Origin of the sequence: Amycolatopsis sp. NPDC047767 (assembly GCF_040704195.1) — a bacterium.
Taxonomy (GTDB): domain Bacteria; phylum Actinomycetota; class Actinomycetes; order Mycobacteriales; family Pseudonocardiaceae; genus Amycolatopsis.
In genome coordinates this window covers 261,891-285,640 of sequence record NZ_JBEYSJ010000007.1, presented here as the reverse complement: position 1 = coordinate 285,640, position 23,750 = coordinate 261,891, and the positions used below count along the sequence as shown (strand labels likewise).

At 70.9% G+C, this 23,750-nt stretch carries 23 protein-coding genes; 3 read left to right on the top strand and 20 right to left on the bottom strand.

Features of this window, described 5'->3' with window-relative positions; all coding sequences use genetic code 11:
• Positions 1–2: 2 nt before the first annotated feature.
• Together purQ and purS are read right to left on the bottom strand one after the other, a co-directional pair.
• Complete coding sequence (gene purQ, locus AB0878_RS16070) at positions 3–680, bottom strand: phosphoribosylformylglycinamidine synthase subunit PurQ (protein ID WP_366580436.1); 678 nt, start codon at positions 678–680, stop codon at positions 3–5.
• Positions 677–916, bottom strand: a complete 240-nt coding sequence (gene purS, locus AB0878_RS16065) for a phosphoribosylformylglycinamidine synthase subunit PurS (protein WP_204092648.1) — start codon at positions 914–916, stop codon at positions 677–679. Before purS ends, purQ begins: the two co-directional genes overlap by 4 nt.
• 218 nt (positions 917–1,134) lie before the next feature.
• On the opposite strand from purS, the gene AB0878_RS16060 reads away from it, so the two are divergent.
• On the top strand, positions 1,135–2,721 hold the full coding sequence (locus AB0878_RS16060; RefSeq protein WP_366580434.1) for a GMC family oxidoreductase N-terminal domain-containing protein: 1,587 nt from the start codon (positions 1,135–1,137) through the stop codon (positions 2,719–2,721).
• A gap of 654 nt (positions 2,722–3,375) precedes the next feature.
• Here the strand turns inward: AB0878_RS16060 and AB0878_RS16055 are convergent.
• The 4 genes from AB0878_RS16055 to AB0878_RS16040 are packed head-to-tail and all read right to left on the bottom strand — an operon-like array spanning position 3,376 to position 7,290.
• Entirely contained in the window at positions 3,376–4,539 is a 1,164-nt protein-coding gene (locus tag AB0878_RS16055; protein ID WP_366580432.1) for an alpha-hydroxy-acid oxidizing protein, read from the bottom strand.
• A gap of 59 nt (positions 4,540–4,598) precedes the next feature.
• Entirely contained in the window at positions 4,599–6,095 is a 1,497-nt protein-coding gene (locus AB0878_RS16050) for an aldehyde dehydrogenase family protein (RefSeq protein ID WP_366580430.1), read from the bottom strand.
• On the bottom strand, positions 6,092–6,994 hold the full coding sequence (locus tag AB0878_RS16045; protein WP_366580559.1) for an MFS transporter: 903 nt from the start codon (positions 6,992–6,994) through the stop codon (positions 6,092–6,094). The genes AB0878_RS16050 and AB0878_RS16045 overlap by 4 nt, the downstream gene beginning before the upstream one ends.
• Complete coding sequence (locus AB0878_RS16040; RefSeq protein WP_366580573.1) at positions 6,994–7,290, bottom strand: hypothetical protein; 297 nt, start codon at positions 7,288–7,290, stop codon at positions 6,994–6,996. The genes AB0878_RS16045 and AB0878_RS16040 overlap by 1 nt, the downstream gene beginning before the upstream one ends.
• A gap of 601 nt (positions 7,291–7,891) precedes the next feature.
• Between AB0878_RS16040 and AB0878_RS16035 the strand changes: the two genes are divergently transcribed.
• Both AB0878_RS16035 and AB0878_RS16030 read left to right on the top strand, forming a co-directional pair.
• Positions 7,892–8,818 carry a DUF5937 family protein gene (locus AB0878_RS16035; protein WP_366580428.1) on the top strand — a complete coding sequence of 309 codons (927 nt, stop codon included), beginning with the start codon at positions 7,892–7,894 and terminating at the stop codon, positions 8,816–8,818.
• A 28-nt stretch (positions 8,819–8,846) separates the two neighbouring features.
• Positions 8,847–9,482 (top strand): MBL fold metallo-hydrolase, encoded by a 636-nt coding sequence (locus AB0878_RS16030; RefSeq protein ID WP_366580426.1) that lies wholly within the window; start codon positions 8,847–8,849, stop codon positions 9,480–9,482.
• A 48-nt stretch (positions 9,483–9,530) separates the two neighbouring features.
• On the opposite strand, the gene AB0878_RS16025 is transcribed toward AB0878_RS16030, so the two are convergent.
• The 14 genes from AB0878_RS16025 to AB0878_RS15960 all read right to left on the bottom strand — a co-directional run bounded on the left by AB0878_RS16025 (position 9,531) and on the right by AB0878_RS15960 (position 23,670).
• The gene (locus AB0878_RS16025) at positions 9,531–10,973 is read right to left on the bottom strand and encodes a serine hydrolase (protein WP_366580425.1); all 1,443 of its coding nucleotides are present in this window, start codon (positions 10,971–10,973) and stop codon (positions 9,531–9,533) included.
• A 245-nt stretch (positions 10,974–11,218) separates the two neighbouring features.
• Positions 11,219–11,815: a TetR/AcrR family transcriptional regulator gene (locus AB0878_RS16020; RefSeq protein ID WP_366580423.1), complete on the bottom strand. Its 597-nt coding sequence runs from the start codon at positions 11,813–11,815 to the stop codon at positions 11,219–11,221.
• Positions 11,816–11,828: 13 nt separating this feature from the next.
• Entirely contained in the window at positions 11,829–12,428 is a 600-nt protein-coding gene (locus tag AB0878_RS16015; protein ID WP_366580421.1) for a hypothetical protein, read from the bottom strand.
• The gene (locus tag AB0878_RS16010) at positions 12,425–12,892 is read right to left on the bottom strand and encodes a (2Fe-2S)-binding protein (RefSeq protein WP_366580420.1); all 468 of its coding nucleotides are present in this window, start codon (positions 12,890–12,892) and stop codon (positions 12,425–12,427) included. Before AB0878_RS16010 ends, AB0878_RS16015 begins: the two co-directional genes overlap by 4 nt.
• On the bottom strand, positions 12,889–13,707 hold the full coding sequence (locus tag AB0878_RS16005; RefSeq protein WP_366580419.1) for an FAD binding domain-containing protein: 819 nt from the start codon (positions 13,705–13,707) through the stop codon (positions 12,889–12,891). The genes AB0878_RS16010 and AB0878_RS16005 overlap by 4 nt, the downstream gene beginning before the upstream one ends.
• A complete protein-coding gene (locus AB0878_RS16000) occupies positions 13,704–14,375 on the bottom strand; it encodes an enoyl-CoA hydratase (protein WP_366580418.1) in 672 nt (223 codons plus the stop codon). Before AB0878_RS16000 ends, AB0878_RS16005 begins: the two co-directional genes overlap by 4 nt.
• On the bottom strand, positions 14,372–16,693 hold the full coding sequence (locus AB0878_RS15995) for a xanthine dehydrogenase family protein molybdopterin-binding subunit (protein WP_366580557.1): 2,322 nt from the start codon (positions 16,691–16,693) through the stop codon (positions 14,372–14,374). Before AB0878_RS15995 ends, AB0878_RS16000 begins: the two co-directional genes overlap by 4 nt.
• Before the next feature lie 5 nt (positions 16,694–16,698).
• Complete coding sequence (locus AB0878_RS15990; protein WP_366580416.1) at positions 16,699–17,463, bottom strand: SDR family oxidoreductase; 765 nt, start codon at positions 17,461–17,463, stop codon at positions 16,699–16,701.
• An 11-nt stretch (positions 17,464–17,474) separates the two neighbouring features.
• Positions 17,475–18,269 (bottom strand): MBL fold metallo-hydrolase, encoded by a 795-nt coding sequence (locus AB0878_RS15985; RefSeq protein ID WP_366580415.1) that lies wholly within the window; start codon positions 18,267–18,269, stop codon positions 17,475–17,477.
• The gene (locus AB0878_RS15980; protein WP_366580414.1) at positions 18,266–19,354 is read right to left on the bottom strand and encodes a zinc-binding dehydrogenase; all 1,089 of its coding nucleotides are present in this window, start codon (positions 19,352–19,354) and stop codon (positions 18,266–18,268) included. Before AB0878_RS15980 ends, AB0878_RS15985 begins: the two co-directional genes overlap by 4 nt.
• Positions 19,351–20,745 carry an aldehyde dehydrogenase family protein gene (locus AB0878_RS15975; RefSeq protein ID WP_366580412.1) on the bottom strand — a complete coding sequence of 465 codons (1,395 nt, stop codon included), beginning with the start codon at positions 20,743–20,745 and terminating at the stop codon, positions 19,351–19,353. Before AB0878_RS15975 ends, AB0878_RS15980 begins: the two co-directional genes overlap by 4 nt.
• Positions 20,742–21,365 carry an SRPBCC family protein gene (locus tag AB0878_RS15970; protein WP_366580410.1) on the bottom strand — a complete coding sequence of 208 codons (624 nt, stop codon included), beginning with the start codon at positions 21,363–21,365 and terminating at the stop codon, positions 20,742–20,744. The genes AB0878_RS15975 and AB0878_RS15970 overlap by 4 nt, the downstream gene beginning before the upstream one ends.
• Positions 21,366–21,442: 77 nt before the next feature.
• A complete protein-coding gene (locus tag AB0878_RS15965; RefSeq protein ID WP_366580408.1) occupies positions 21,443–22,996 on the bottom strand; it encodes a class I adenylate-forming enzyme family protein in 1,554 nt (517 codons plus the stop codon).
• A gap of 77 nt (positions 22,997–23,073) precedes the next feature.
• The gene (locus AB0878_RS15960; RefSeq protein ID WP_366580406.1) at positions 23,074–23,670 is read right to left on the bottom strand and encodes a TetR/AcrR family transcriptional regulator; all 597 of its coding nucleotides are present in this window, start codon (positions 23,668–23,670) and stop codon (positions 23,074–23,076) included.
• Between the last annotated feature and the right edge of the window lie 80 nt (positions 23,671–23,750).

Below are 23,750 nucleotides of genomic sequence, written 5' to 3'. Positions count from 1 at the left end.
GATCAGGCCTTCGCGAACGCGTCGACCGCGCTCAGGAAAATGCCGAGGCCGTCGTCCGACGGTCCGGTCAGCGCGTCGATCGCGTGTTCCGGGTGGGGCATGAGGCCGACGATGCGGTCGTTTTCGCTGCGGACGCCGGCGATGTCGTTGCGGGAGCCGTTGGGGTTGCCGTCCACGTAGCGGAACGCGACGCGGCCCTCGGCCTCCAGCATGTCCAAAGTGGACTGGTCGGCCATGTAGCAGCCGTCGTTGTTCTTGACCGGGATGAGGATTTCCGCGCCCTTGTCGTAGCGGCTGGTCCAGGCCGTGTCGTTGTTCTCGACGCGCAGCCACTGGTCGCGGCACACGAAGTGCAGGCCGACGTTGCGGATCATCGCGCCGGGCAGCAGGCCGGCTTCGCAGAGGATCTGGAAGCCGTTGCAGATGCCGAGGACCGGCATGCCCTTGCGGGCGGCGTCGATGACCGAGTCCATCACCGGCGCGAAGCGGGCGATCACGCCGGCGCGCAGGTAGTCGCCGTACGAGAAGCCGCCGGGGACGACCACGCCGTCGACGCCGCGCAGGTCGGCGTCGGCGTGCCACAGGGGCACGGCCTCGGCGTCGGCGTAGCGGACCGCGCGGGCGGCGTCGCCGTCGTCGAGCGTGCCGGGGAAGGTGATGACGCCGATGCGCGCGCTCACGCGTCCACCCGGCGGATGGTCCACTGCTCGATCACGGGGTTCGCGAGGAAGCCCTCGGCGATCTTGGCGAGCGTCTCGTCGTCGACGGTGTCGTCGACCTCGAGCTCGAAGTGCTTGCCCTGGCGCACTTCCGTGACGCCGGTGAACCCCAGCCGCGGCAGCGCACGGGCCACCGCCTGGCCCTGCGGGTCGAGGATCTCGGGTTTCGGCATGACGTCGACGACGACTCGGGCCACGGCAGGCTGCTCCTTATTCACGCAGGTCGTGGGGTACGAGGCGAGCGTACTTGACCCGCGGCGCCCGGCGCCCGTCCGGTGCCGCGCACAGAAGCGCAGGTCACAACTGGCCCGCGCCGCGCGGGGAGAGGATGCTGCTCGCGGGGCCTTTCCCCGGCCCGCGTGCTGGGCCATGATGAGTCGTTGACAGCACGCCAACATGAGCAGCTGGAGGCATCGTGGCCGGTCAGGACTCGTTCGACTACGTCATCGTCGGCGCGGGCAGCGCGGGCTGCGTGCTGGCGGCCCGGCTGAGCGAGGACCCGGCCGCTCAGGTGCTGCTGCTCGAGGCCGGCGGCGAGGACACCGCCGACGAGATCCACATCCCGGCCGCGTTCGCGTCGCTGTTCAAGACGCGGTGGGACTGGAACTACGAGACCGTCGAGCAGAAGCACACGGGCAAGTCCGCCTACTGGCCGCGCGGCAAGATGCTCGGCGGCTGTTCGTCGATCAACGCGATGATCTACATCCGCGGCAACCGCGCCGACTACGACGGCTGGCGCGATTCCCACGGCGCCACCGGCTGGGGCTGGGACGACGTGCTGCCGTACTTCAAGCGCGCCGAAAGCAACCAGCGCCTCGGCGGACCGCTGCACGGCACCGACGGCCCGCTGCACGTCGAAGACCGCCGCTTCACCCACGAGCTGTCCAGCGCGTGGGTCGACAGCGCCGTGGCCTGGGGTTTGAAGCGCACCGACGACTTCAACGGCGAGACCCAGGAAGGCGCCGGCGTCTACCAGGTCACCTGCAAACGCGGGCGGCGCTGGTCCACAGCCGACGCGTACCTGCGGCCGGCGTTGACGCGGCCGAACCTGACTGTCCACACCCACGCGCAGGCCACGCGCGTGGTGTTCGAGGGCACGCGCGCGGTGGGCGTGACCTATCTGCACAGGGGCGTCGAGGTCACGGCGCGCGCTTCGGCCGAGGTGCTGCTTTCGGGTGGCGCGGTGAACTCGCCGCAGCTGCTGATGCTGTCCGGCGTCGGGCCGGCGGAGCACCTGCGTGAGCTGGGCATCGACGTCGTCGCCGGGCTGGCGGGCGTCGGCGAGAACCTGCACGATCACCCGGCGGCCGGGATCATCTGGTCGACCAAGGGCACCACCGACCTCGTCGACGCGGCCACCCCCGCCGGCCTCGTCCGCTGGCAGCTGACGCGGCGCGGGCCGCTGGCGTCGAACATCGGCGAGGCGGGCGCGTTCTTCCCGACGCGTGATGGGCTCGCCGCTCCGGACATGCAGATCCACGTCGCGCCGACGTTGTTCTACGACAACGGTCTCCGCGAGCCCACCGTCCCCGGCTTCACCTCGGCGGCGACGTTGGTGGACGTCGCCAGCCGCGGCCGGCTGCGGCTGAAGTCGGCGAATCCCTTGTGGAAGCCGGAAATCGACCCGGCGTACTACACGGAGCCGATCGACCTGGACACCATGAAGTCGGCCCTGCGGTCGCTGATCGACATCGGCAAGTCGGGGCCGCTCGCGCGGTTCCTGGACAGGCCGTTCCTGCCCACGACCCACGACCTCTCGGACGACGCCCTCACCGACCACATCCGCGAGAACACCCAGACGCTGTACCACCCGGTGGGCACGTGCGCGATGGGCTCGGACGAGCGCGCGGTGGTCGATCCTTCGCTGAAGGTGCGCGGGGTGGAGGGCCTGCGCGTCGTCGACGCCTCGGTCATGCCGGTGGTCCCGCGCGGCAACACGAACGCCCCGACGATCATGGTGGCGGAGAAGGCGGCGGATTTGATTCGGGGACGTTCGGTTTAGGTCGGGCCCAGGGGGTAGGCCACAGTTGCGCGGAGTTGGGTCGGACCTAGGGAGTTGTCCCCAACCAGGTCCGGCCCAGCCGGTTGCCCCAACCCGAGCCCGGCCTTGGAAGGCGTCCCCAGATACGCGGAGTTGGGTGGACCCAGGCAGTTATCCCCAGCCGGGTCCGGGCCGGTCAGTCGTCCCCGGCGGGGTCGAACCTAGCCAGGTGCCTCGTTGCGCGCAGCCGAGACCGACCTACGCGCTTGCCCCAAGCCAGACCGGGCCCAGGACGTTGTCCCAACCGAGCCGGACCTTGGCAGGCGTCCCCGCTGCGCGCAATTGGGTCGGACCCAGACAAGTGTCCCCAGTCAGGTCCGGCCGGGGCGGTCGACCCCCAGTTGGGTCGAACCTCGTCAGTTGCCCGCAGATAGGCCCGACCCAACCGTGCCCCAACCAGCTGGGTTAGACCCAGGCAGCTATCCACAGCTGGGTCGGTCCTAACGGACTGTCCACAGGTGCCATTCGCCGATCGTTGGGTTCGACCCAGGTGCTTGTCCCAGCGTGCTCGGACCAAGCGGCTGTCCTAGCTGGGTCCGGCCCAAGCAGTTGTCCACACTTAGGTCGGCCCCAGCAAGTTGTCCACAGCCAGGTCGGACCCGACTTAGGTCCGGCCTAACCAACCTTCCTCAGGCTGTCGCGCGTGAGGTCCGCCAGGGTTGGGTATCCGTCCACCGCCATGATCAGGTCGGCTTCGGCGAGGAGGCTGCGGAGGACGTGGACGGCGCCGTCCACGCCGCCGAGGGCGAGGCCCCAGACGTAGGGCCGGCCGACGCCCACTGCCCGCGCGCCCAATGCCAGCGCCTTGACGATGTCGGCGCCCGAGCGGACGCCCGAGTCGAACAGCACCGGGGTGTCGCCGGAGGCGTCGACGACGTCGGCGAGGCAGTCAAGGGCCGGGAGTCCGCCGTTGGCCTGGCGGCCGCCGTGGTTGGAGCAGTAGATGCCGTCGACGCCGCCGTCGATGGCGCGGCGCGCGTCGTCCGGGTGCTGGATGCCCTTCACGATCAGGGGCAGCGACGTGAGCGAGCGCAGCCATGGCAGGTCGTCCCAGGTCAGCGGGTTGCCGAAGAGCTGGGCCCACAGGCCGACGGCCGCCATCGGATCCTCTTCGGGCGACTTGCCGAGCAGCCGCCGGAAGACGGGGTCCGTGAAGTAGTTGGCGAGGCAATGGCCGCGCAGCTGCGGGAAGTTCGACGTGCTCAGGTCGCGCGGCCGCCACCCGGTGACCCACGTGTCGAGTGTGACCACGATCCCCTTGAACCCCGCCGCCTCCGCGCGCTGCACCAACGACGCGGCCAGCTCGCGGTCGGTCGGCGTGTAGAGCTGGAAGAACCCCGGCGTCTCCCCGAACTCGCCCGCGACCTGGTCCAACGGGTCGGCCGAGAGCGTCGACGCGACCATCGGCACGCCCGTGCGCGCGGCGGCCCGGGCGGTGGCGAGGTCGCCGTGGCCGTCCTGCGTGCAGATGCCGACGACGCCCACCGGCGCCATAAACAGCGGCGACGCCAGCTTCAGCCCGAACAGGTCCACCGACAGGTCGCGGTCCTTGGCCCCGACGAACATCCGCGGCATCAGGCCCCAGCGCGCGAACGCGTCGGCGTTGCCGCGCTGGGTCGCCTCGTCGCCGGCGCCACCGGCCACATAGGACAGCACTGACGGGGGAAGTGCCTGCGCGGCACGGGCTTCGAGGTCGGCGTAGACCATCGGCATGGTCGGGACGCGGCCGGTGAGCCCGGCGAAGTAGATCTCGTTCTGGAAATCGCCGTAACGCGTCATGCGGGCTCTTTCTGGGCTCGGGAGGACCGCACCCCGGCGTTCGGGGTGCGGTCCAGACCCTAGCGCTTGCCGTGCATGACGGTGATGAGCTTGGCGACCAGCGCGTCGGTGGATTCCTTGCGGCTGAAGGAAGTCAGGGTGATCGGCGCGGTGAAGCGCTGCCGTGCGACGGCCTTGGTCCGGGCGAACTCGCGCAGCCCCTCGGGCCCGTGGATGCGGCCGAAGCCGGAGTCGCCGACGCCGCCGAAGGGCAGCGACGCGATGCCGGCGAAGGAAAGGGGCGCGTTGATCGAGGTCATGCCCGTACGCAGCCGCGCGGCGAGCTCGACGCCGCGGGACTTGGAGAACACCGTGGAGCCGAGGCCGTAGGTGGTGGCGTTGGCTTTGTCCACAGCCTCGTCCATGTCGCGGACCTTGGCGATGGTGACCGTCGGGCCGAACGTCTCCTCGCGCACGGCTTCGGAGTCTTCCGGCACGTCGACGAGAATGGTGGGTTGGGCATAACGATCGCCGACGCTGTCCACACCCCCGAGCACCGCGCGGCCGCCGCGTTCGAGGGCGTCGGCGATGTGGCGGCGGATCACGGCCAGCTGCGAGGGCATGGTGACGGGGCCGTACTGGGCGTCCTCGTCGGAGCCGGCGCGCACGTTCTGCGACTTTTCCACAACCTTGGCGACGAACTCGTCGTGCACGCGCTCGTGGACGTACACCCGCTCGACGCCGATGCAGGTCTGGCCGGAGTTGGAGAAGGCGCCCCAGACGGTGGCGTCGGCGGCGGCGTCGAGGTTGGCGTCGGCGTCCACGAGCACGGGGTCCTTCCCACCGGCCTCGATCACGACCGGGGTGAGCGTGCTGGCCGCCGCGGCCATGATCTTCTTGCCGGTGGCCGTGGAGCCGGTGAACGCGATCTTGTCCACACCCGACGTCACGAGCGCGCCGCCGGTCTCGCCGAAGCCGGTGATCAGCTGCAGCACGGGCTGCTCCGGCACGACCTCGTTGAACGCGTCGACCAGCCACTTGCCGACGCCCGGCGTGTACTCGCTGGGCTTGAAGACCACGGCGTTGCCGGCGGCCAGCGCGTAGGTGACCGAGCCGAGCGGCGTGTACACGGGGTAGTTCCACGGGCCGATCACGCCGACGACGCCGAGCGGCCGGTACTCCACCGTCGCCGCTTGGTTCGACATGAGCAGGCCGGCGCTCCGACGCTGCCGGCCGAGGTACTTGCGCGCGTGCTTCGCGGCCCACGCGATGTGCTCGATGGCGAGCACGGACTCGAGCTGGGCGTCGGCGATCGGCTTGCCCGTCTCGTCGCGCACCACCTGGCACAGCTGCGGCAGGCGGCGCGTGATCACGCCCTTCCACTGCCGCAGCCGGTCGGCGCGCCCCGCGAAGCCCAGCCCGTCCCACCACTCCGCCGCCACGCGCGCCCGCTCGACGGCCGCGCGCACGTCTTCCGCGGTGTGCACCGGGTACGTGCCCACGACCTCGTCGGTCGCCGGGCTGAGCGAATCGAAGGTCTCACCGACCGAGGTCGGCTTCGGCTGGACGGCGGTCATCGGCGTCTCCCCTGCTCTTCGGCGTTGTGGTCCAGGCTACGAGGTTGCTGACGCAGTGCCAATAGTCGCCCGACGCTCCCGTCAGCATCGCATCGGCGGGCGGCCCGGGGAAAGGGTCGTCCGAACCACCCGATCGAGAGCGCCGCCGTGACGCCCAGCAGCGGCGCCAGCCACAGCGGCAGCACCCCCACGGCCAGCGACCCGAGCCCGAACCCGCACGACTGCACCGTGAAAGACACCGAGAACCCCTCCGACCTGCGACTTTCCGGCAGCACGCGCTGCATGTTGACGGACGCGATCGTCACGAGCGGTCCGGTCGCGCCGCCGATGAGCACGACTCCGGCGACGAGGCCCGCCCAGCCGAGGTTGGCCGCGACGAGCGTGCCGCCGATCACGAAGCCGGAGAGGAACAGGCTCGGCCCCAGGTCGCGGCCGCGCCACGCGTAGATCGCGCTGCCGGCGATGCTCGCGCCACACAGCAGGGCGACGACTCCCGGCGCGGCTGCGGCGGGTGCGCCGAGCCGCTCGACCAGGGGAAGTGGCGCGACTTCGATCGTCGACAGCAACAGTCCGACGGTGAACTGACACCCGAGCCAGGGCAGGCAGGCTTTGAGGGGGACTTTGGTTCGTTTTGTGGTCCTTGGCTTGGTGACCCGCTTCGGCACCAGACTCGCGGCGGCGGCCGCTGCGACGGCCATCGCGAACAACGGCACGAAGGGACCGGTCACGCTCGCCCCAGCCACGAGTAGTGGTCCGGCGACCAGCACGCCGTCGAGAATCATCGCGTCGACGGCGACGGCCCTGGTCAGCTGGCGTTCGTCGACGATCGCTGCCAGCAACGCCCTGAACCCACCCGCGACCCCGCCCCCTGCCAGTCCGGGGATGACAACGAGTGCGATCAGCGCTGCTTCGCTGGTTCCGGCCGATGCCGCGAGCGCCAGCGCGGCCAGCCCAGTGCGACCACGCCGAGCAGCGTTTTGAGACCGCGCGCCGCCCCGACTCGATCGAGCAACCTCCCGACGGGCACCGCCCCTGCCATCTCGGCCACCACGTAGACGGCCATCAACACACCGCCGAGCCGGTACGACCCGGTCATGGCGGCGGCCAATGTGGTGAACGCGAGCGGGGCCATCCCGGCGGGTAACCGCGCGAACTGGACCCCTGCTGACCAGCGCCAATACGTGGTGGTGAACATGCTTCCGAGCCTCGCGTGGCGAGCGGCCTCGCCGGAATTGATTCGCCTGCGACCGAATGTTCCGGCTTGCCTCTGGACTTATCCACAGGGTGTGGCGAGTTGTGGACAACTGATGGCTTACCTGGGGCTTTTGTCCGTTTGAGTCGTCGCCGCCCGGTAGAATGGGTCTGGGGACGCCCCCCTCGGGAGGGCGGGGGCCTGTCTCGCGGCGGGGTTGGTCAGGGCGCAGGTCAGTGGCCGTTCTAGCGCGGGCAGCACGGGCGCAGTGGGGAGTGCCGGCGCCGCGGGCGAGCACGCACGCGGCGGCGAAGGGGCGGCGAGTCTCGGCGGCGCGGGCGAGCACGCACGCGGCGGCGAGCGCCCAGCGGTGAGCGCGAGCAGCACGGGCGCAATAGCGAAGACGGGCGACGCGCGCGAGCAGCACGGGCGCAATAGCGAAGACGGGCGACGCGCGCGAGCAGCACGGGCGCAGTAGCGAACGCAGGCGGCAAGCACGAGCAGCACGGGCGCAGTAACGAACGCAGGCGGCAAGCACGAGCACAAGAACCCGAAACCCCCGCAAGCAGCGTGAAGCAGCCGGCGTTCGGGTATATCCGAATCCATGGTCGAGTTGGTTCTCAGCACCGCCGGTGTGCGGTTTGCGATCTCGCCGCTGGAGGAAGTCATCGGGGTGGTGCGGGGGTGGCTCGGGAGGCGGCGGTTGCCCGGTGGGGGTGGGTGGCTCGGGGGGCCGCGGGTAGACGTGCCGGAGTTGGCGGCGGTGCTGGGGGCACGGCACTACATCACGGAGTTCCTCTCGCCGCCGCCGGGGACGGCGGAGACGACGGCGGCCGAGCAGTTGCGGAGGGTGCGGGGGACGCCGCCGGGGCAGGTGCGGGTCGAGTTGGGGATGGTGGATGCCGATCTGAGCGGGCTGCCGGCGCGGGCCGGCGAGGCGAGGGATTTGCTGGCCGAGCAGCTCGAGAGGGTGTGGCACCAGATCGTCGAGCCGGAGTGGTCGCGGATGAGGGAGGTGCTCGCGGCGGATATCGCCTACCGGACGCGGCGGTTGGGTGAGCAGGGTGTGGCGGGGGTGTTCGACGGGCTGCACCCGAGGGTGCGGCTCACCGGCGACTCCGTGCTGGTCGACATAGCGGCGCGGCAGCGGCTGGAGCTGGACGAGCGCGGCCTGCTGCTGGTGCCGAGTGTGTTCGCGTGGCCGTCGGTCGGGGTGGTGACGGTGGCGCCGTGGCAGCCGACGTTGTTGTACCCCGCAAGGGGGGTGGCGGGCCTGTGGACCGAGCCATCCACAGCGCCGGGTGCGCTGGCCGGGGTGGTGGGGCGGACGAAGGCGATGTTGCTCACCACGTTGGACCGCCCGGCCGCCACGACGGAGCTCGCCGCGCGGCTGGGGCTGGCGAAGGCGACCGTTTCCGCGCACCTCACGGCGTTGCGGGCCGCGGGTCTGACCGCGACGACGCGCCAGGGCCACCGCGTGCTCTACCGGCGGACCGAGCTTGGCGACGCGCTCTGCGCGGGCATAGGGTGAATGTGACCATGTGTGAAGGAGAATCCTGATGCGGATCGTCCATTTCGGACACGCCTGTGTACTTCTGGAGACCGACGGCGAGCGGATCCTGATCGACCCGGGCGCGTTCTCCACCGACTTCGAGCGCGAGCGCGAACTGTCGGCTGTCCTCATCACCCACCAGCACTTCGACCACATCGACGGCGAGCGCCTGCCGAAGGTGCTGGCGGCGAACCCGGACGCGAAGCTGATCGTCGACCCGGGCTCCGTGGAGACCGTGCAGAAGCTGAACCTGCAGTACGAGGTCGCGAACGTCGGCGACGCCTTCGAGATCGGCGGCACCGCGGTGAACGTGGTGGGCGGTGAGCACGCCGTCATCCACAGCGACATCCCCGTGATCCCCAACATCGGCTACGTGCTGGACCACGGCGCCTTCTACCACCCGGGCGACTCGTTCTTCGTGCCCGAGCAGAAGATCGACGTGCTCGGCCTGCCGACGGGCGCGCCGTGGCTCAAGGCCGGCGAGGCGGTGGACTTCCTGCGGGCGATCGCGCCGCGCAAGTCCGTGCCGATCCACGAGGCGGTGCTGTCGAGCCCCGCGCTGCACTACGGCCTGTTCGAGAACCTCGCGCCGCAGGGCACCGAGGTGCAGGTCGTCGAGCGCGGCGTCGCCACGAAGCTGTGAAAGACCCGGGGTGGCCGCCCATGCAGTGGCGGCCACCCCGGGAGCCGGTCAGTTGTACAGCACGAACGGTCCCGTGTGCGCCATCACGCGCACCAGGTCCGCCACGTTCTGCTTGATGCCCGGCTTGTTCGGGTCGAGCATCCCGGCCGCCAACCGCCCCTGCACGGTGTAGATCGGGTCGACCCAGTTGCCCGGGTTGAACGCGGTCAGGCTCGCCGACCGGCCGGTGTACGGACCGGGGTCCGGCACCTTCTGGTCGGTCACCGCGTGCATCGCCGTGCGGAAGAACTCGTGGTAGCCCGAGAGCTGCTCACCCTGCACCGCGACCTCGCTGCCCGCGGTCGCCGGGTCGTACTCGAAGTCGTGCTCGATCGACGTCGTCACGATGTCCAGGCCCAGGTTCGGCATGGTGAAGAAGTGCCGGCCGCGCCAGCCCCAGCCGTACGTCATGTCCGTGGGAGCGCTCGCGATCAGCGGCTGGTCGATCTTCTCCTTGAGCCCGTTGAGCCCGACAGTGTTGTACCAGGGCGCCGAGTTCACCCACGTCTGGTACCCGAAGCCGGGGTTCGCCTCCGAACCCGTGCCCGCCTCGCGCATGAACTCCGGCGAGATCAGCCGCCGCCCTCCGTACACGCCGCCGTTCTGCTCCAGCAACGAGAACCGCACGATGTCGATCGGTCGCATGTGGAGCCCGGCGTACCCCTCGGTGTGCCCGGCCTGGTCGCGCATCCAGAAGTAGTTGTCGCGGTCGATGCCGATCTCGTCGAACAGCTCGCGCTGCGCGAAGTCCTGGAAATCCTTGTACCCGTGCTGCTGCATGGCTTTCTCCGCCATCGCGTTCACGGTCGCCGGGCCGTTCTGGCTGTACTCGAAGTAGGTGCCCGGCGCGTGCTGCATCGGCGCGGAGCCCCACGCCTTCAGGCGGTCGAACTCGACGCCCGGGATTTCGTTGGCCCAGTTCATCTTCACGCCCGACGTGTGCTGCAGCAGCTGCTGCGCGGTGACGGAGCGGTGCACGGCGTCGCCGAGGTCGGGGAAATACTTGCCGAAGGTGTCGTGCACGTTGAAGATGCCCATGGTCACGGCGCGGCCGATCACCGCCGTGGAGAAGCCCTTCGTCATGCTCCACACGTGCTGCGGCGTGTTCTCGAACAACGCGTTGAGCGGCCCGGTCTTCACGAGGCAGCCGAAGCGCACCACGTACAGCGTGCGCTGCAGCGAAAGCAGATGTGTCGTCGCCAATTGGTCCAGCACCGCCGGATCGAGCCCGACTTCCTGCGGCGTCGCCGTGCCGAACGGCTCACCCTTCTTCGGGTCGGCGCAGTTCTTGAACTTCGCCGGATCGCTCTTGGCCGTGGTCACACCACCGTTCGCGGCACCCTGGAAAAACGGGGGCGCCAGTTCCGCGGCGGCCGCGGACGTGGTGGTTCCGGCGATGAGCGCGGCCACCACGGCAGCGACGGACCCAGCCAGAAACCTTTTCTTGCGCATGGGGAGACTCTTTCCCAGACGTCGATCAACCGTCACCGTTGATCGGATGAACAACAATCACCGCCCGGTTCGAAAAGCCGGGCGGGCACACCGGTGCTTGATTTCCGGAAAATGGGTTCCGCGCGACGCGGAGTCTGCGCCGCCACAGGAACTCTGAAATTCACTAACTATCGTTCGTTAGTGGCATGAATCAAAGCAAAGGGGACGGGAAGAGTCAACCCGTTCTACCCGTTAGGGTGAAATATTCACCGATGACCGGTTTGGGAGCCCACGATCTGCAGCGCGTACCGGCTGTACTCGTCGGCCACGGACTCGGCCGTCATGGCGCCGTTGTCCCGGAACCAGCGTGCGATGCTCACGCACATCTCGCGGATCGCGAACGACGCGAGCGCCGGGGACTCCACGTGGAACACGCCCGCGTCGACCCCGCACGCGATGATCGCGCGGAAGGCGTGCTCGTGGCGCCGGCGGCGGGCCTGGAACTGCGTGCGGTGCGGTTCGCCGAGGCAGTCGGTGTCGCGGTTGACCACCAGGGCTTCGCGGCGGTGGGTGGCGTGGCGGAAGGCATACACGCGAGTGGCGCGCGCCAGTTGCGCCGCGCAGTCGTCGTCTTCGCCGGTCACCCGCTCGAAATCCTCGAGCACCCCCGCGGTGGTGCGGTCCACGATGGCCCGCAGCAGGTCCTCCTTGGACCGCATGTGGTTGTACAGGCTCGGGGTGCGGATCTGCAGCACCTCGGCGATCTGGCTGAGCGCGGTGCCGTGGTACCCCCGCTCGGCGAACAGCGTGAGCGCCGTGTCGAGCACGACCTCTTCGCTGACCGCGCTGCGCACTGCCGTCACCGGTTCCTCCCCGTCACGCGAAACACCCGGCACCGCGGAACTCGGCACCCGTCAGCGGCCGGTCGACCGGCAGCACCACCTCGTCGACGGCGAATTCCCGCCGCCGCGCGTCGGTCACCACCACGGATCTCTCCGGCGCCGGTCTGCCGAACTCCGCGCAGCCGGCCGCCATCACGTCCGGTTCGCCCGGAACGTCCGTGGTCTGCCAGCAGGTCGCGAACTCGGCCGCCAATCGCACGGTACCTCGCCCGGTTCCGGCCACGGTGATCGGCAAACCGCCGAGCACGTCCCGCACCTCCTCGGCCAGCCGCGCGAACGCCGTGACCGAGCCGAACGCGCCGTCGTCGTCATCGGCCGGCCGCAGCCCGAGCGTGAACCGCCCACCGCTGAGGTACTGCACCGTCCGCGCACCCGCCAGCACGTGCTCGGGGCGGCCGGGTGGGACGAAACAGCAGATGCGGGAGGATTCCGTCGCCACCGCGAGCGCCGCGCACAGGCCGAGGTCGCCCTCGACGTAGAAGGTCGAGCAGCCGTGCCCGTCCAGTTCGCGCCAGGTGCGGCGCGCAGCCTCGACGGGCACGCCCGACAGGCGCAGCCACGCGGCGGTTTTCATCGGCCGAGCTCGCGCGCGGCGGCCTCCACCGCGTCGACGATGCCGACGTACCCCGTGCAGCGGCAGATGTTGCCCGACATCTCCTCGCGGATGCGCTCGCGGTCCGGCGCCGGTTCCCGGTCCAGCAGGTCGAGCGCGGTCATCAGCATGCCGGGTGTGCAGAATCCACATTGGAGCCCGTGCTTGCCGCAGAAGGCCTCCTGCAACGGGTGCAGCGTGCCGTCGTCGGCCGCGAGGCCCTCGATGGTGCTGACGGAGCACCCGTCGGCCTGCACGGCCAGCATCAGGCACGCACGCACGGGCTCGCCGTCGACCAGCACGGTGCACGCGCCACACACGCCGTGTTCACACCCCAGGTGCGTGCCGGTCAGGCCGAGGTCCTCGCGCAACGCGTCGGCGAGCGTCCGGCGTGGTTCGACGTCGACGTCGTGGCGCGTGCCGTTGACGGTGAATTCGGCTTTCATGCGGCGGCTCGCTTCCCGTGGGGCGTCAGGGCGCGGCGGACGAACTCGGCCGTCATCGCCCGCCGGTAGTCGGCCGACGCGTGGATGTCGCTCTGCGGCTGGGTTTCCGCCGCGGCGGCGGCCGCGACCGCGTCGAGGTCCGCGCCGTCGTTGAGCAGCCGCTCGGCTTCCGCGGGCCGCAGCGGCACCCCGCCGACGCCGCCGATCGCCAGCCGCCACCGGCCCGCGACCTCCGCGGCGACTACGAGCACGAGGCCGAAGTCGCCGTGCCGCCGGGAGAACTCCGCGAACCCCCACCGCGACGGCACCGGCAGGTCGATCGCGGTGATCATCTCGTCGTCCGCGAGCGTGGTTTCCAGTGGCCCGGCGAAGAAGTCTGTGGCCACCTCGGAGCGCTGCCCGCCGGGCCCGGCGATGTGGACCCTCGCCTCCAGCGCCGCGGCGACCACCGGCAGCTCGGCCGACGGGTCGGCGTGTGCGATGCTGCCGCCGCTCGTGCCGCGCGAACGGATCGCCGTGTGGCCGATCCAGCGCGCGGCCTCGGCCAGCAGCGGGTGGTGCGGCTGCTCCAGCAAGCGCGCGTGCCGCACCAGGGCACCGAGCCGCACGCCGTCGTCGGTCGGCGTGATCGCGGCCAGGCCGGGGATCCGGTTGACGTCCACGAGCACCCGAGGGCGGGCCATGCGCAGCGCGAGCACCGGCATCAGGCTCTGCCCGCCGGCGAGGAGCTTGCCGTCCCCGTCGGCGTCGGCGAGCGTCCGCACGGCCTCGTCGACGCTGCGCGCCCGGACGTAGTCGAACGGGGCGGGTTTCACGTCGGCACCTCCTTCGGCCAGCTGTCCTCGAACTCGGTGTCCAAAGTGGTCTCCCAGGGGCCTTCGAACAACGTGTCCAGAGCCAGCTTCGAATACCGCAACGAAGACGGTGAGAATCCGGCGATCTCGCGCGCCCACTCGAACGCCGCGTCGAGGTCGCCGAGCCGGTCGACGAGCCCCCGGGCGTGGGCGAGCGAAGCGTCGAGCCGGTCGCAGCCCAGCAGCATCGCGCGCGCCGCACCGCCGCCGGCCAGCAGCGCGAGGCGCCGGACCGTCCACGGGTCGACGACCAGCCCATTGCGCGCGGTCGGCACCGCGAACACCGCGGACGGTGCGGCCACCCGCAGGTCGCAGGCGATCGCGAGCTGGGTGCCCGCGCCGATGGCCGGGCCGTTGACAGCCGCGAGCACCGGCACGGGCAGCGCCGTGATGCTGTGCAGGGCGGCGTACAGCGCGGTGCGGAAACCGTCGCCGTGCACACCACGCAGGTCGGCTCCGGCACAGAAGCTCGTGCCCCGGCCGGTGATCACCAGCGCGCGCACGCGAGGACCGACGTCCTCAACGGCGGCACGCAGGTCGTCGAGGTGCTCGACGTCGAGTGCGTTGCGCCGCTCGTGCCGGTCGATCGCGACGACGCCGACGTCGTCGCGGACCTCGGAGGTGATCATCGCAGCGCCTCCCAGATCGCGGCCGGTGTCAGCGGCAGGTGCGTGACCTGCACGCCCAGCGCGTCGGTGATCGCCCCCGCGAGCACCGCGTTCGGGCCGAGCGTGCCGCCTTCGCCGACCCCGCGGACACCGAGCGGGTTGTCCGCGGGGTGCGACAGGTGGCCGATCACGAGCTCCGGCACCTCGGCACTCGTGGGCATCAGGTAGTCCATCAGCGTGCCCGTGGAGAGGTTGCCGCCCTCGTCGTAGATGAGGTGCTCGTACAGCGCGCCGCCGATGCCCTGCGCGATCGAGCCGGCGATCTGGCCTTCGACGACCTGCGGGTTGATCACCGTGCCGGCGTCCTCCACGCACACGTACTTGAGGATCTTCAACGCGCCCGTCGCCCGGTCCACCTCGACGACCGCCGCCTGCGCCCCGGCCGCGAACGCGCCGCGGATCGGGTCGTAGAACTGCGTGGCCTCGAGGCCGGGCTCGATGCCCTGCGGCAGCCGGTTGGACTCCAGGTAGGCAACGCGTGCCAGCTCCGCCAGGGTGCCCAGCGGCTTGGCCTCTCCGGCGACGCGCACGTCACCGTCCACGAGGCTGAGATCGTCCACATTGGCCTCGTACAGCTCGGCCGCGAGCCGCAGGATCTTCTCCCGCACGGTGACCGCCGACCGGTGGGCCGCGCCGCCGCCGATCACGGCTTGGCGTGAGGAGAACGCGCCGAAGCCCCACAGCGATTCGTTCGTGTCGCCGATCCGCACCTCGACGTCCGCATAGGACACCCCGACCGTGTCCGCGACGATCTGCGCCACGGTCGTCTCGAGGCCCTGCCCCTGCGACGTCACGCCGGACAGCACGGTGACCCGGCCGTCGGGGTTGACGCGCACGGTGCACGCGTCGTGGCCGGTGCGGAACGGCATCCGCGGCCCGGCCGCGGCCGCGCGCCCGAGACCGGTAAGCTCGTTGTAACAGGCGAGCCCGAGGCCGATCGGGTTCTCACCCTCCTCGCGCCGGCGCCGCTGCTCCGCCCGGAACTCGTCGTAGCCGATCGATTCGACGGCCTTCTCCAGGCATTCCCCGTACCAGCCGGAGTCGTCGACCAGCCGCGACGGCATGCGGTACGGGATCTCCTCCGGCGTGATCAGGTTCCGCCGCCGGATGTCCAAAGCGGACAGTCCGAGCTCGGCCGCCGCCGCGTCGAGCACCGTCTCCATCGCGAACACGCTCGCCGGCCGGGCCACCCCGCGGTAGGGCCCGGACGGTGCGGTGTTCGTCGCGACGCCCCGCACGGTGCAGCGGTAGTGCTGCAGCCGGTACGGCCCGGACAGCAGCCCGCCGGCCATCAGCGGTTCGATCCCGGCCGTCCACGGGTAAACTGAGTACGCGCCGACGTTGCAGGTCACGTCCGCGTCGAGCGCCACCAGCTCGCCGTCGGCCGTGAACCCGGCCTTCACGACGTAGCGGTGGTCGCGCGCGTGCGTGGCCGCGAGCAGGTGCTCGGCGCGGTCCTCGACCCACTTCACGGGCGTGCCGCGCAGCTGGCGCGCGATCACGCACAGCGCGACGTCCTCCGGGTACACCACGGCTTTCACGCCGAAGCCGCCGCCGACGTCCGGCGCGATCACCCGCACGTTGCCCTCGGGAATGCCGAGCAGCTCCGCGATCATGTTTCGCGCGATGTGGGGAACCTGCGTGCCCGACCACAACGTGAGCTTGTCGTCGGCCGGGTCCCACAGCGCGACCCCCGCTCGGCACTCCATGGGGTTGCCGGCGTGACGGTTGGTGATCAGCTCGCGTTCGACCACGAGGTGCGCCCCGGCCAGCGCGTCGGGCACCTCTCCGGTGTCGAAGGTGCGCTCCAGCAGCACGTTGTCCGGCGCTTCGGCGTGCAGCGGCTCGGTCGGCGGCAGCCACGCCGTGACGTTCACGGGCAGCGGCTCGTAGTCGACGTCGATCAGCTCCAGCGCGTCTTCGGCGCGGTAGCGGTCGGCGGCGACGACGGCGGCCACGGGCTCACCCGAGAACCGCACCTTGTCCCGGGCCAGCAACGGCTGTTCGGTCTCCACATAGGACGGAAGAGCCGACAACGCCCGCAGCGGCACGGTCGCGAACTCCGGCTGGTCGCCGGTGAACACGTCGGCCCGCTCGCGCGCGGCCGACGCGTCCAGGCGGGTGATCCGCGCGTGGCCGAACGGGCTGCGCAGGAACGCGACGTGCCGCATCCGGGGCAGCTGCAGATCGGAGACGTACCGCCCGCGCCCGGTGATCAGCCGCACGTCTTCCTTGCGGCGCACGACCTTTCCGATGGCGCCGGCCGGCTTCTCCTCCATGGTCGTCACGGCATCGTGTAGCCGCCGTTGACCGACACGATCTGTCCCGTGGTCCAGGACGAGAGCGGGGAGGCCAGCAGCAGCACGGTCGGGGTGACGTCCTCGGCCCGGCCGAGGCGGCGCAGCGGGTAGGCGGACAGGATCTTCTTCATCTTGGCGTCGTCGGCGTGTCCGGTGTGGTCGTCCAGACTGGACGTCTGCACGAGCGCGATCGAGACGGCGTTCGCTCGGATGACGTGGCGCGCCAGCTCCTTCGCGAGCGACTTGGTCAGGCCCACCGTGGTCGAGCGCGTGGTGGCGGTGACGAGCAGCCGGGACTCGCCGACGCGGCCGGAGTCGCCCATGAGGTTCACGATCGCGCCGCCGCCGGCCTCGACCATCTTCTTGGCCACGGCCTGCGTGATCCGCAGCGTGCCCTCCACCGTCACGCCGATCTGCGGCGCCCAGTCCTCTTCGGTGGTTTCGAGGAACGGCTTGCTCTGCGTGGCGGCCGCGTTGTTGACCAGCACGTCGATCGAGCCGAGCTGTGTCGCGACGTCGTCGATCGCGGTGCGCACGGAGTCGGCGTCGCGCAGGTTCGCGCCGACCGCGATGGCCTTCACGCCGAGCGCGGCCGCCTCCTTCGCCGCCGCTTCGGCACCGTCGGCCGAGGTGTTGTAGTGGAAGGCGACGTTGGCGCCCTCTTGGGCGAAGGCCATGCCGAGCGCGCGGCCGAGCCCCTGGCCCGCGCCGGTGACCAGCACGTTCTTGCCGTTGAGCTTGAGGTCCACGAGGTCCCCTTTCAGATGAACTCGAACCGGCGCTCGCCGGCGACGGTCACCACCCGGCCGAAGCGCAGGCCCGGGAAGTGCGCGGCGGCGACCGCGTCGGAGCTGTCGGTGAGCTCGTCGATCAGCCCGGCACGCACCTGGCGGGCCGCCGTGCGGTCGACGTCGAAGATCGCTTCCCACGTCGGGTCGGTCAGCTCCACTGTGGAGTGTGCGACGTCGCCGAGCAGCAGCGCGCGCTCGCCTTCGCTGGACACCACGAAGATCGTGGAGCCGGGCGTGTGGCCGGGCACGTGCCGCGAGTCGAGGCCGGGCGCGAGCGTGGTGTCCGAGGTGAATGGCTCCAGCCGCTCGGCCAGCGGCGACAGCTTGCGCACCGCGCCGGGTTCGGCGTCCGGGCTCTCGACGAAGTGCGCCCAGTCGTCGGCGTGCACGCGGTAGGTCGCGTTCGGGAACACGACCTGGCCCTTCTTGGTGGCCCAGCCGACGTGGTCGAAGTGCAGGTGCGTGAACACGACGTCGGTCACGTCGTCGGGAGCGACGCCGTGTTCACGCAGGCTTTCGAGGAACTGTCCGCCGTGGTACTTGTCGTTGTCGATCGTGCCGACGCCGGCGTCGACCAGCACCACGCGGTCGCCCGTGCGCAGCAGGAACCCGCCGAGCGTGAGGTCGAGGTCGCCACGTTCGTCGAGCAGGTGCTCGTGGCAGGCCCACGCGTCGGCGTCGCCCGGGCGGGTCAGGACCTCGCGGCCCGGCTCGCGCCCGTAGCCGTCGTAGACCGGTTCGATCCTCAGTGCCCCGACATTCATGACGGCACCACCAGCGTCCGCACGCCCTGTCCGGCGGCCATGGCGGTCAAGGCGTCCTCGATGTCCGCGAGCCCGCCGTGGCCGGTCACCATCGCGGCCAGGTCCAGGCGGCCGGCGCGGACGTCGTCGAAGTACCGCGGCAGGTCGTGGGCCGCGTCGAGTGAGCCGGCGACGCAGCCGACGAGGGTGCGGGCGAAGTGGAACAGCTCCAGCGCGCTGAACGACACCTGGTCGTCCTTGCCCCCGACGCCGACCACGCACGCCGTGCCGCCGCGGCGGGTCATGCCCCACGCGTCGCGGATCGTGCGGGCGGAGCCGACGCAGTCGAACGCGTAGTCCACGCCCTCGCCGCCGGTCAGCGCGCGCACGGCCTTCTTCGTCGTGTCGTCGGCCGGCACGAAGTGGTCCGCGCCGAGCTTGGTCGCGTACGCCGCCTTGGCGACGTTGCGGTCCACGGCGATCACGGTGCTCGCCCCGGCGAGTTTCGCGCCCTGGATGGCCGCCAGGCCGACCCCGCCGAGGCCCACGACCAGCACCGACGAACCCGGCGTGACCTGCGCGGTCTTCGTGACGGCTCCGACGCCGGTGGTCACCGCGCAGCCGAGCAGCGCGGCGTCGGCCGAGCTGATGTCCTCGGGCACCTTCACCGCGGCCGCCGCCGGAACGACGGTCTGCTCGGCGAACGAGCCGACCGTGAGCCCGGCGTAGACCGGGTTGCCGTCGGCGTCCTGGGCGTACGGCTCGGCACCGCGCGCGGACCCGTTCACGCACAGGTGGGCTTCGCCGCGTCCACAGTGGACGCATTCGCCGCACGGCGTGATCCACAGCAGGATCACGCGGTCGCCGACGCTGAGGTCCGTGACCTCCGCGCCGGCTTCCAGCACCGTGCCGCACGCCTCGTGGCCGAGCACGGCCGGCAGCTGCTGCGCGAGCACGCCGCGGGCCAGGGACAGATCCGAGTGGCAGACACCGGTCGCGTCGATGCGGACCCGCACGTCGCCGGGCCCGACGTCGCGCAGGCGGATGCGTTCCACGGTCATCGGCGCGCCGGTTTCCCGCAGCACCAACGCGTTGACTTCGGTCACAGCTGCACCGCCTTGATCTCCAGCACGTCTTCGATCCCGTAGTCGCCGATCTCGCGCCCGACGCCCGAGGCCTTGTAGCCGCCGAACGGCGCGCGCGGGTTGAACGGCGCGGCGTTGACGTCGACCTGGCCGGTGCGGATGCGCGCGGCGTGGTCGAGGGCGTGGTCCGGGTCCCCGGTCCACAGTGCACCGCCGAGCCCGTAGCGCGAGTTGTTGGCGATGGAGATGGCCTCGTCGTCCGACTCCGCGGCGAGGATCGCCAGCACGGGGCCGAAGACCTCTTCCTGCGCGAGCCGGGAGTCCGGGTCGACTCCGCTGTAGACAGTCGGCTGGACGTAGTACCCGCGTTCCGGCAGCTCCGCCGGGCCGGTGATCGCCCGGGCCTCGTCCGTGCGGAAGCTCTCGACTTCCTTGCGCTGCCCGGCCGAGATCAGCGGCCCGAGCCGCTCGCCCGGCACGTATTTCGCCGACGCGGCGGACGCGAGCTCTTCGACCTGCTGCAACCGGTCGGCCGGCACGATCAGGCGCGAGAGCGCGGTGCACGTCTGGCCGCCGTTGAGGTAGCAGTTGGCCACGGTGACCTTCACGGCCTTGGCGAGCAGCGCGTCGTCCACATCGGACAGCACGACGCTCGCGGACTTCCCGCCCAGCTCCAGCGTCACACCCTTGATCGTCTCCGCCGCGGCCGCCGCGACCTGCGCACCGACCGGTGTGGACCCGGTGAACGACACGTGGTCCACACTCGCGCTGCGCGTCAGCTGGTCGCCGACATCGCGCCCGCTGCCCGTGACCAGGTTGATCGTGCCGGCGGGGAAGCCCGCGGCGTCGAAGGCGCGCATCAGCTCGAACGCGGTGAGCGGCGTGAGCGCGGCGGGCTTCAGCACCACGGTGCAGCCGGCGGCCAGCGCGGGCGCGACCTTGACGATGATCTGGTGCAGCGGCAGGTTCCACGGCGTGATCGCGGCGACCACACCCACCGGCTCGCGCAGGATCACGGAGTTGCCGAGCTCGCGGCGGAACTCGAACTCGTCCAGCGCGTCGGCCGTCCGGGCGAGCACCGCCAGCGGCGTGTCGACGTGCAGCTTCCGCGCCACCGGCGGCGGTGAGCCCTGTTCGAGCGTGATGAGCTCGGCGAACCGGTCGGCGCGCTCGGTGATCACGTCGTGCAGGCGGCGCAGCGCGGCGGCGCGCTCGGTGGCGGGGGTGGTGGCCCAGCCGTCGAACGCCGCGTTCGCCGAGGCCACCGCGAGGTTGACCACGGCGGACGAGGCCTGCGTGACGACGCCCGCCGGTTCCTCGGTCGCCGGGTTCTCGACCTCGCAGTCGTCGCCGCCACCGGCGATCCACCGGCCGCCGACGTACAGGTGGGGCTCGCGCACCAGGTCACTCATTCGGTCCCCTTTCCCTTGCTCGCCACCAGGATCGCCAGCAGGGCCAGCACCAGGGCCACAGCCGCGACGGGCAGCGCGCGCTTCGCGATGGTGCCGCCGACGCTCGCCATCACGTCGAGCGGCTCGACGTCGTCGAGGTTCACGGCCTTGCCGTTGATGGGCTGGACGTTGGCCGGCTTGCCGGCGACTTCCGCCTCCAGCCGCTGCACGAACTGCCCGAGCAGCTTGCCGGTGACGTCGGCGATCACGCCGCGGCCGAACTGCGCGACCCGCCCCGACAAGGCGAGGTCCGTACGCACGTCCACTTTGGTCCCACTGCCCTGCGCGGTGAGGGTCGCGGTCACGGTGGCGGCCGCGTTGCCCTGGCCGCCGACGTCCTTGCCCTCGGCCCGCAGCACCGCTCGGTGGGCGCTGTCGTCCTTCTCGACGAAGCGCGCCGTCCCTTGGTACCTCGCGGAAACGGGGCCCACCTTGATCTTCACCGCGCCCTGGTACACGCCGTCCTCGACGCCGAGCAGCGCCGCACCGGGCATGCACGGCGCCACGCGTTCGAGGTCCGTCAGCACTCGCCAGGCGTCGTCGACCGGGAGGTCGACGGTGAAGGTATTGGAGAGGTCCACGCACACCACCTTACTAATTAACGTTAGTTTGTAGACTACGAGCACGGCCGCTCCCGGTCAACCCGGGGCGGCGCGCGTCACGCGTCGATCAGGCGTTCCTGCAGGCGGAAGCGCATGATCTTGCCCGAGCCGGTGCGGGGGATCGCGTCGATCTCGACGATCCGCTCGGGCACTTTGAAGTGCGAAAGCTCCTCCCGGCACGCGGCCAGCAGCGCCGGCTCGTCGAGCTTGCCCGGCCGTTCGGGCACGACGAACGCGACGGGCACCTCGCCCAGGTCGGCGTGCTTGCGCGCGACCACGGCCGCATCGGCCACCCCGGGCACCTTCAGCAGCACCGCCTCCACCTCGGCGGGGTAGATGTTCTCCCCGCCGCGGATGATGAGTTCCTTGGTGCGCCCCGAAATCGTGAGGAACCCGTTGGCGTCGCGCCGCCCGAGGTCACCCGTGCGGTACCAGCCGAGCCGCAGCACCTCGGCGCTCGCCTCGGCGCGGTTGTGGTAGCCCTGCATGATGTTCGGGCCGCTGACCCACAGCTCGCCCTCGTCGCCGACACCCACGTCCTCGCCGGTCACCGGGTCGACCAGCCGCACGCCGACGCCGGGCAGCGGCAGCCCGCACGAGCCCAGCACGCGGCCGCCGCCCGGCGTGTTCATGGTGACCATTGTGGACGTTTCGGTGATGCCGTAGCCCTCCAGCAGCTGCACCCCGAACTCCTGCTCGAACTCGGCGTTGAGCGCGGCCGGCATGATCGCGCCGGCGGACACGCACATCCTGAGCGTGGTGCTGTGGAAGCCTTTTCCGCGCGCGCCGTGGAGCAGGTACTGGAACATCGTGGGCACGCCGGGCATGAACGTGAAGGGCTCCTCGGTCAGCAGCTCCAGCACCCGCGACGTCGTGAACCGCGGCAGGATCCGTTCCGTGGCACCGACGGCGAAAACGCCGAGCACGCACAGGTCCAGCGCGTAGGAGTGGAACAGCGGCAGCGGGCAGAGCACCCGGTCGGCCGGCGTCAGCCCGACGATCGGCGCCCAGCACGCGGCGACCACCCACAGGCAGCTGCGCTGCGTCAGCAGCACGCCCTTGGGCCGGCCGGTGGTGCCGGACGTGTAGAGCATCCACGCGACGTCGTCCAGCCCGAGGTCGTCGCGGGGCGAGCTCTTCGGTTCCGTGGTCGCGAACTTCTCGTACGACCGGGCGTCCGGCGGGACGGCCCCGTCGGTGACCAGCAGGACCAGCGTGTCGACGCCGCGCGCCGCGACCATCGTGCGGACGTGGTCGAGGTGCGCGTCGTCCGTGATCACCACACGGGCGGCGCTGTCGCCCAGCTGGTAGGCCACCTCGGCCGGCGCCGCGTTCGGGTTCGCGCACACCCCGACCGCACCCAGCCGGGTCGTCAGCAAGTACGACTCGGCCGTCTCCACGCTGTTGTCCAGGTAGATCAGCACGCGATCGCCGTGCACCACACCCTCGTCCACGAGGTTCCCCGCGAGCCGCCGCGTGCGTTCCGCCAGGTCCGCGTAGGTGACGGACCGGCGGTCGTCGTAGAACGCGACCTTCCCGCCGAAGCGCGCCGCGTGCCCGACCAGCAGCTGGGGGATGGGACGGATCAACTCGACTCTGAGCATCGGCATCTCCACCACGATATTAACTAATGATAGTTAGTTGCTGGAGTGTAGAGAGCGGCCGGAGCCGAGGCAAGGTGTGTTCGCTACGCCAAACCGGCGACGCGCAGCGCGTACTCGCTGTACTTCGCCGCGACTTCTTCGGCCGTGAGGGGGCCGTCTTCACGGAACCAGCGGGCGATACTCACGCACATCTCGAGAATCCCGAACGCGGCGAGCGTCGCCGACTCCCGATCCGCGCCGCCCGCTTCCTCGATGAGGCTCCGGAACGCCTGCGCGTGGCGGCGGCGCAGCTCCAGCACGTTGCTGCGCGCGGGCTCTTCGAGGCTGGCAATGTCACGGTTGACGACGAGAGCCTCACGGCGGTGGGTGGCGTGGCGCAACGCGTACACGCGCGTCGCGTTCCGCAGCCGCTCGGCGACGTCGTCGACGCCCTCGACCGCTTCCTCGTAGTCGGCCCAGACCTGCTCGGTGGTGTCGGCGACGATGTCGCGCAGCAGATCCTGCTTGGCGCGCATGTGGTTGTACAGGCTGGGCGTGCGGATCTTGAGCTCCGCCGCGATCTGACTGAGGGCCGTGCCGTGGTAGCCGCGCTCGGCGAACAGCGTGAGGGCGGCGTCCCGGACCGCGGCCGGGCTCACCGTCGTCTTCGCTTCGGACTTGCCGACCGCCCCTGGAGCCATGGGTCCATGATTCCAGCTCCCCGAAGCGGCGAGCGCAGTCACCCGACCGGGACCGGAACCAACTTCGCGAACCGGACACT

Coding starts and splice junctions, on each gene's coding strand:
- AB0878_RS16055 (WP_366580432.1), bottom strand. CDS start 4,539: ATGACGCGTTACGGCGATTTCCAGAACGAGATCTACTTCGCCGGGCTC.
- AB0878_RS16050 (WP_366580430.1), bottom strand. CDS start 6,095: ATGACCGCCGTCCAGCCGAAGCCGACCTCGGTCGGTGAGACCTTCGAT.
- AB0878_RS16040 (WP_366580573.1), bottom strand. CDS start 7,290: ATGTTCACCACCACGTATTGGCGCTGGTCAGCAGGGGTCCAGTTCGCG.
- AB0878_RS16035 (WP_366580428.1), top strand. CDS start 7,892: ATGGTCGAGTTGGTTCTCAGCACCGCCGGTGTGCGGTTTGCGATCTCG.
- AB0878_RS16030 (WP_366580426.1), top strand. CDS start 8,847: ATGCGGATCGTCCATTTCGGACACGCCTGTGTACTTCTGGAGACCGAC.
- AB0878_RS16025 (WP_366580425.1), bottom strand. CDS start 10,973: ATGCGCAAGAAAAGGTTTCTGGCTGGGTCCGTCGCTGCCGTGGTGGCC.
- AB0878_RS16015 (WP_366580421.1), bottom strand. CDS start 12,428: ATGAAAACCGCCGCGTGGCTGCGCCTGTCGGGCGTGCCCGTCGAGGCT.
- AB0878_RS16010 (WP_366580420.1), bottom strand. CDS start 12,892: ATGAAAGCCGAATTCACCGTCAACGGCACGCGCCACGACGTCGACGTC.
- AB0878_RS16000 (WP_366580418.1), bottom strand. CDS start 14,375: ATGATCACCTCCGAGGTCCGCGACGACGTCGGCGTCGTCGCGATCGAC.
- AB0878_RS15995 (WP_366580557.1), bottom strand. CDS start 16,693: ATGGAGGAGAAGCCGGCCGGCGCCATCGGAAAGGTCGTGCGCCGCAAG.
- AB0878_RS15985 (WP_366580415.1), bottom strand. CDS start 18,269: ATGAATGTCGGGGCACTGAGGATCGAACCGGTCTACGACGGCTACGGG.
- AB0878_RS15975 (WP_366580412.1), bottom strand. CDS start 20,745: ATGAGTGACCTGGTGCGCGAGCCCCACCTGTACGTCGGCGGCCGGTGG.
- AB0878_RS15965 (WP_366580408.1), bottom strand. CDS start 22,996: ATGCCGATGCTCAGAGTCGAGTTGATCCGTCCCATCCCCCAGCTGCTG.
- AB0878_RS15960 (WP_366580406.1), bottom strand. CDS start 23,670: ATGGCTCCAGGGGCGGTCGGCAAGTCCGAAGCGAAGACGACGGTGAGC.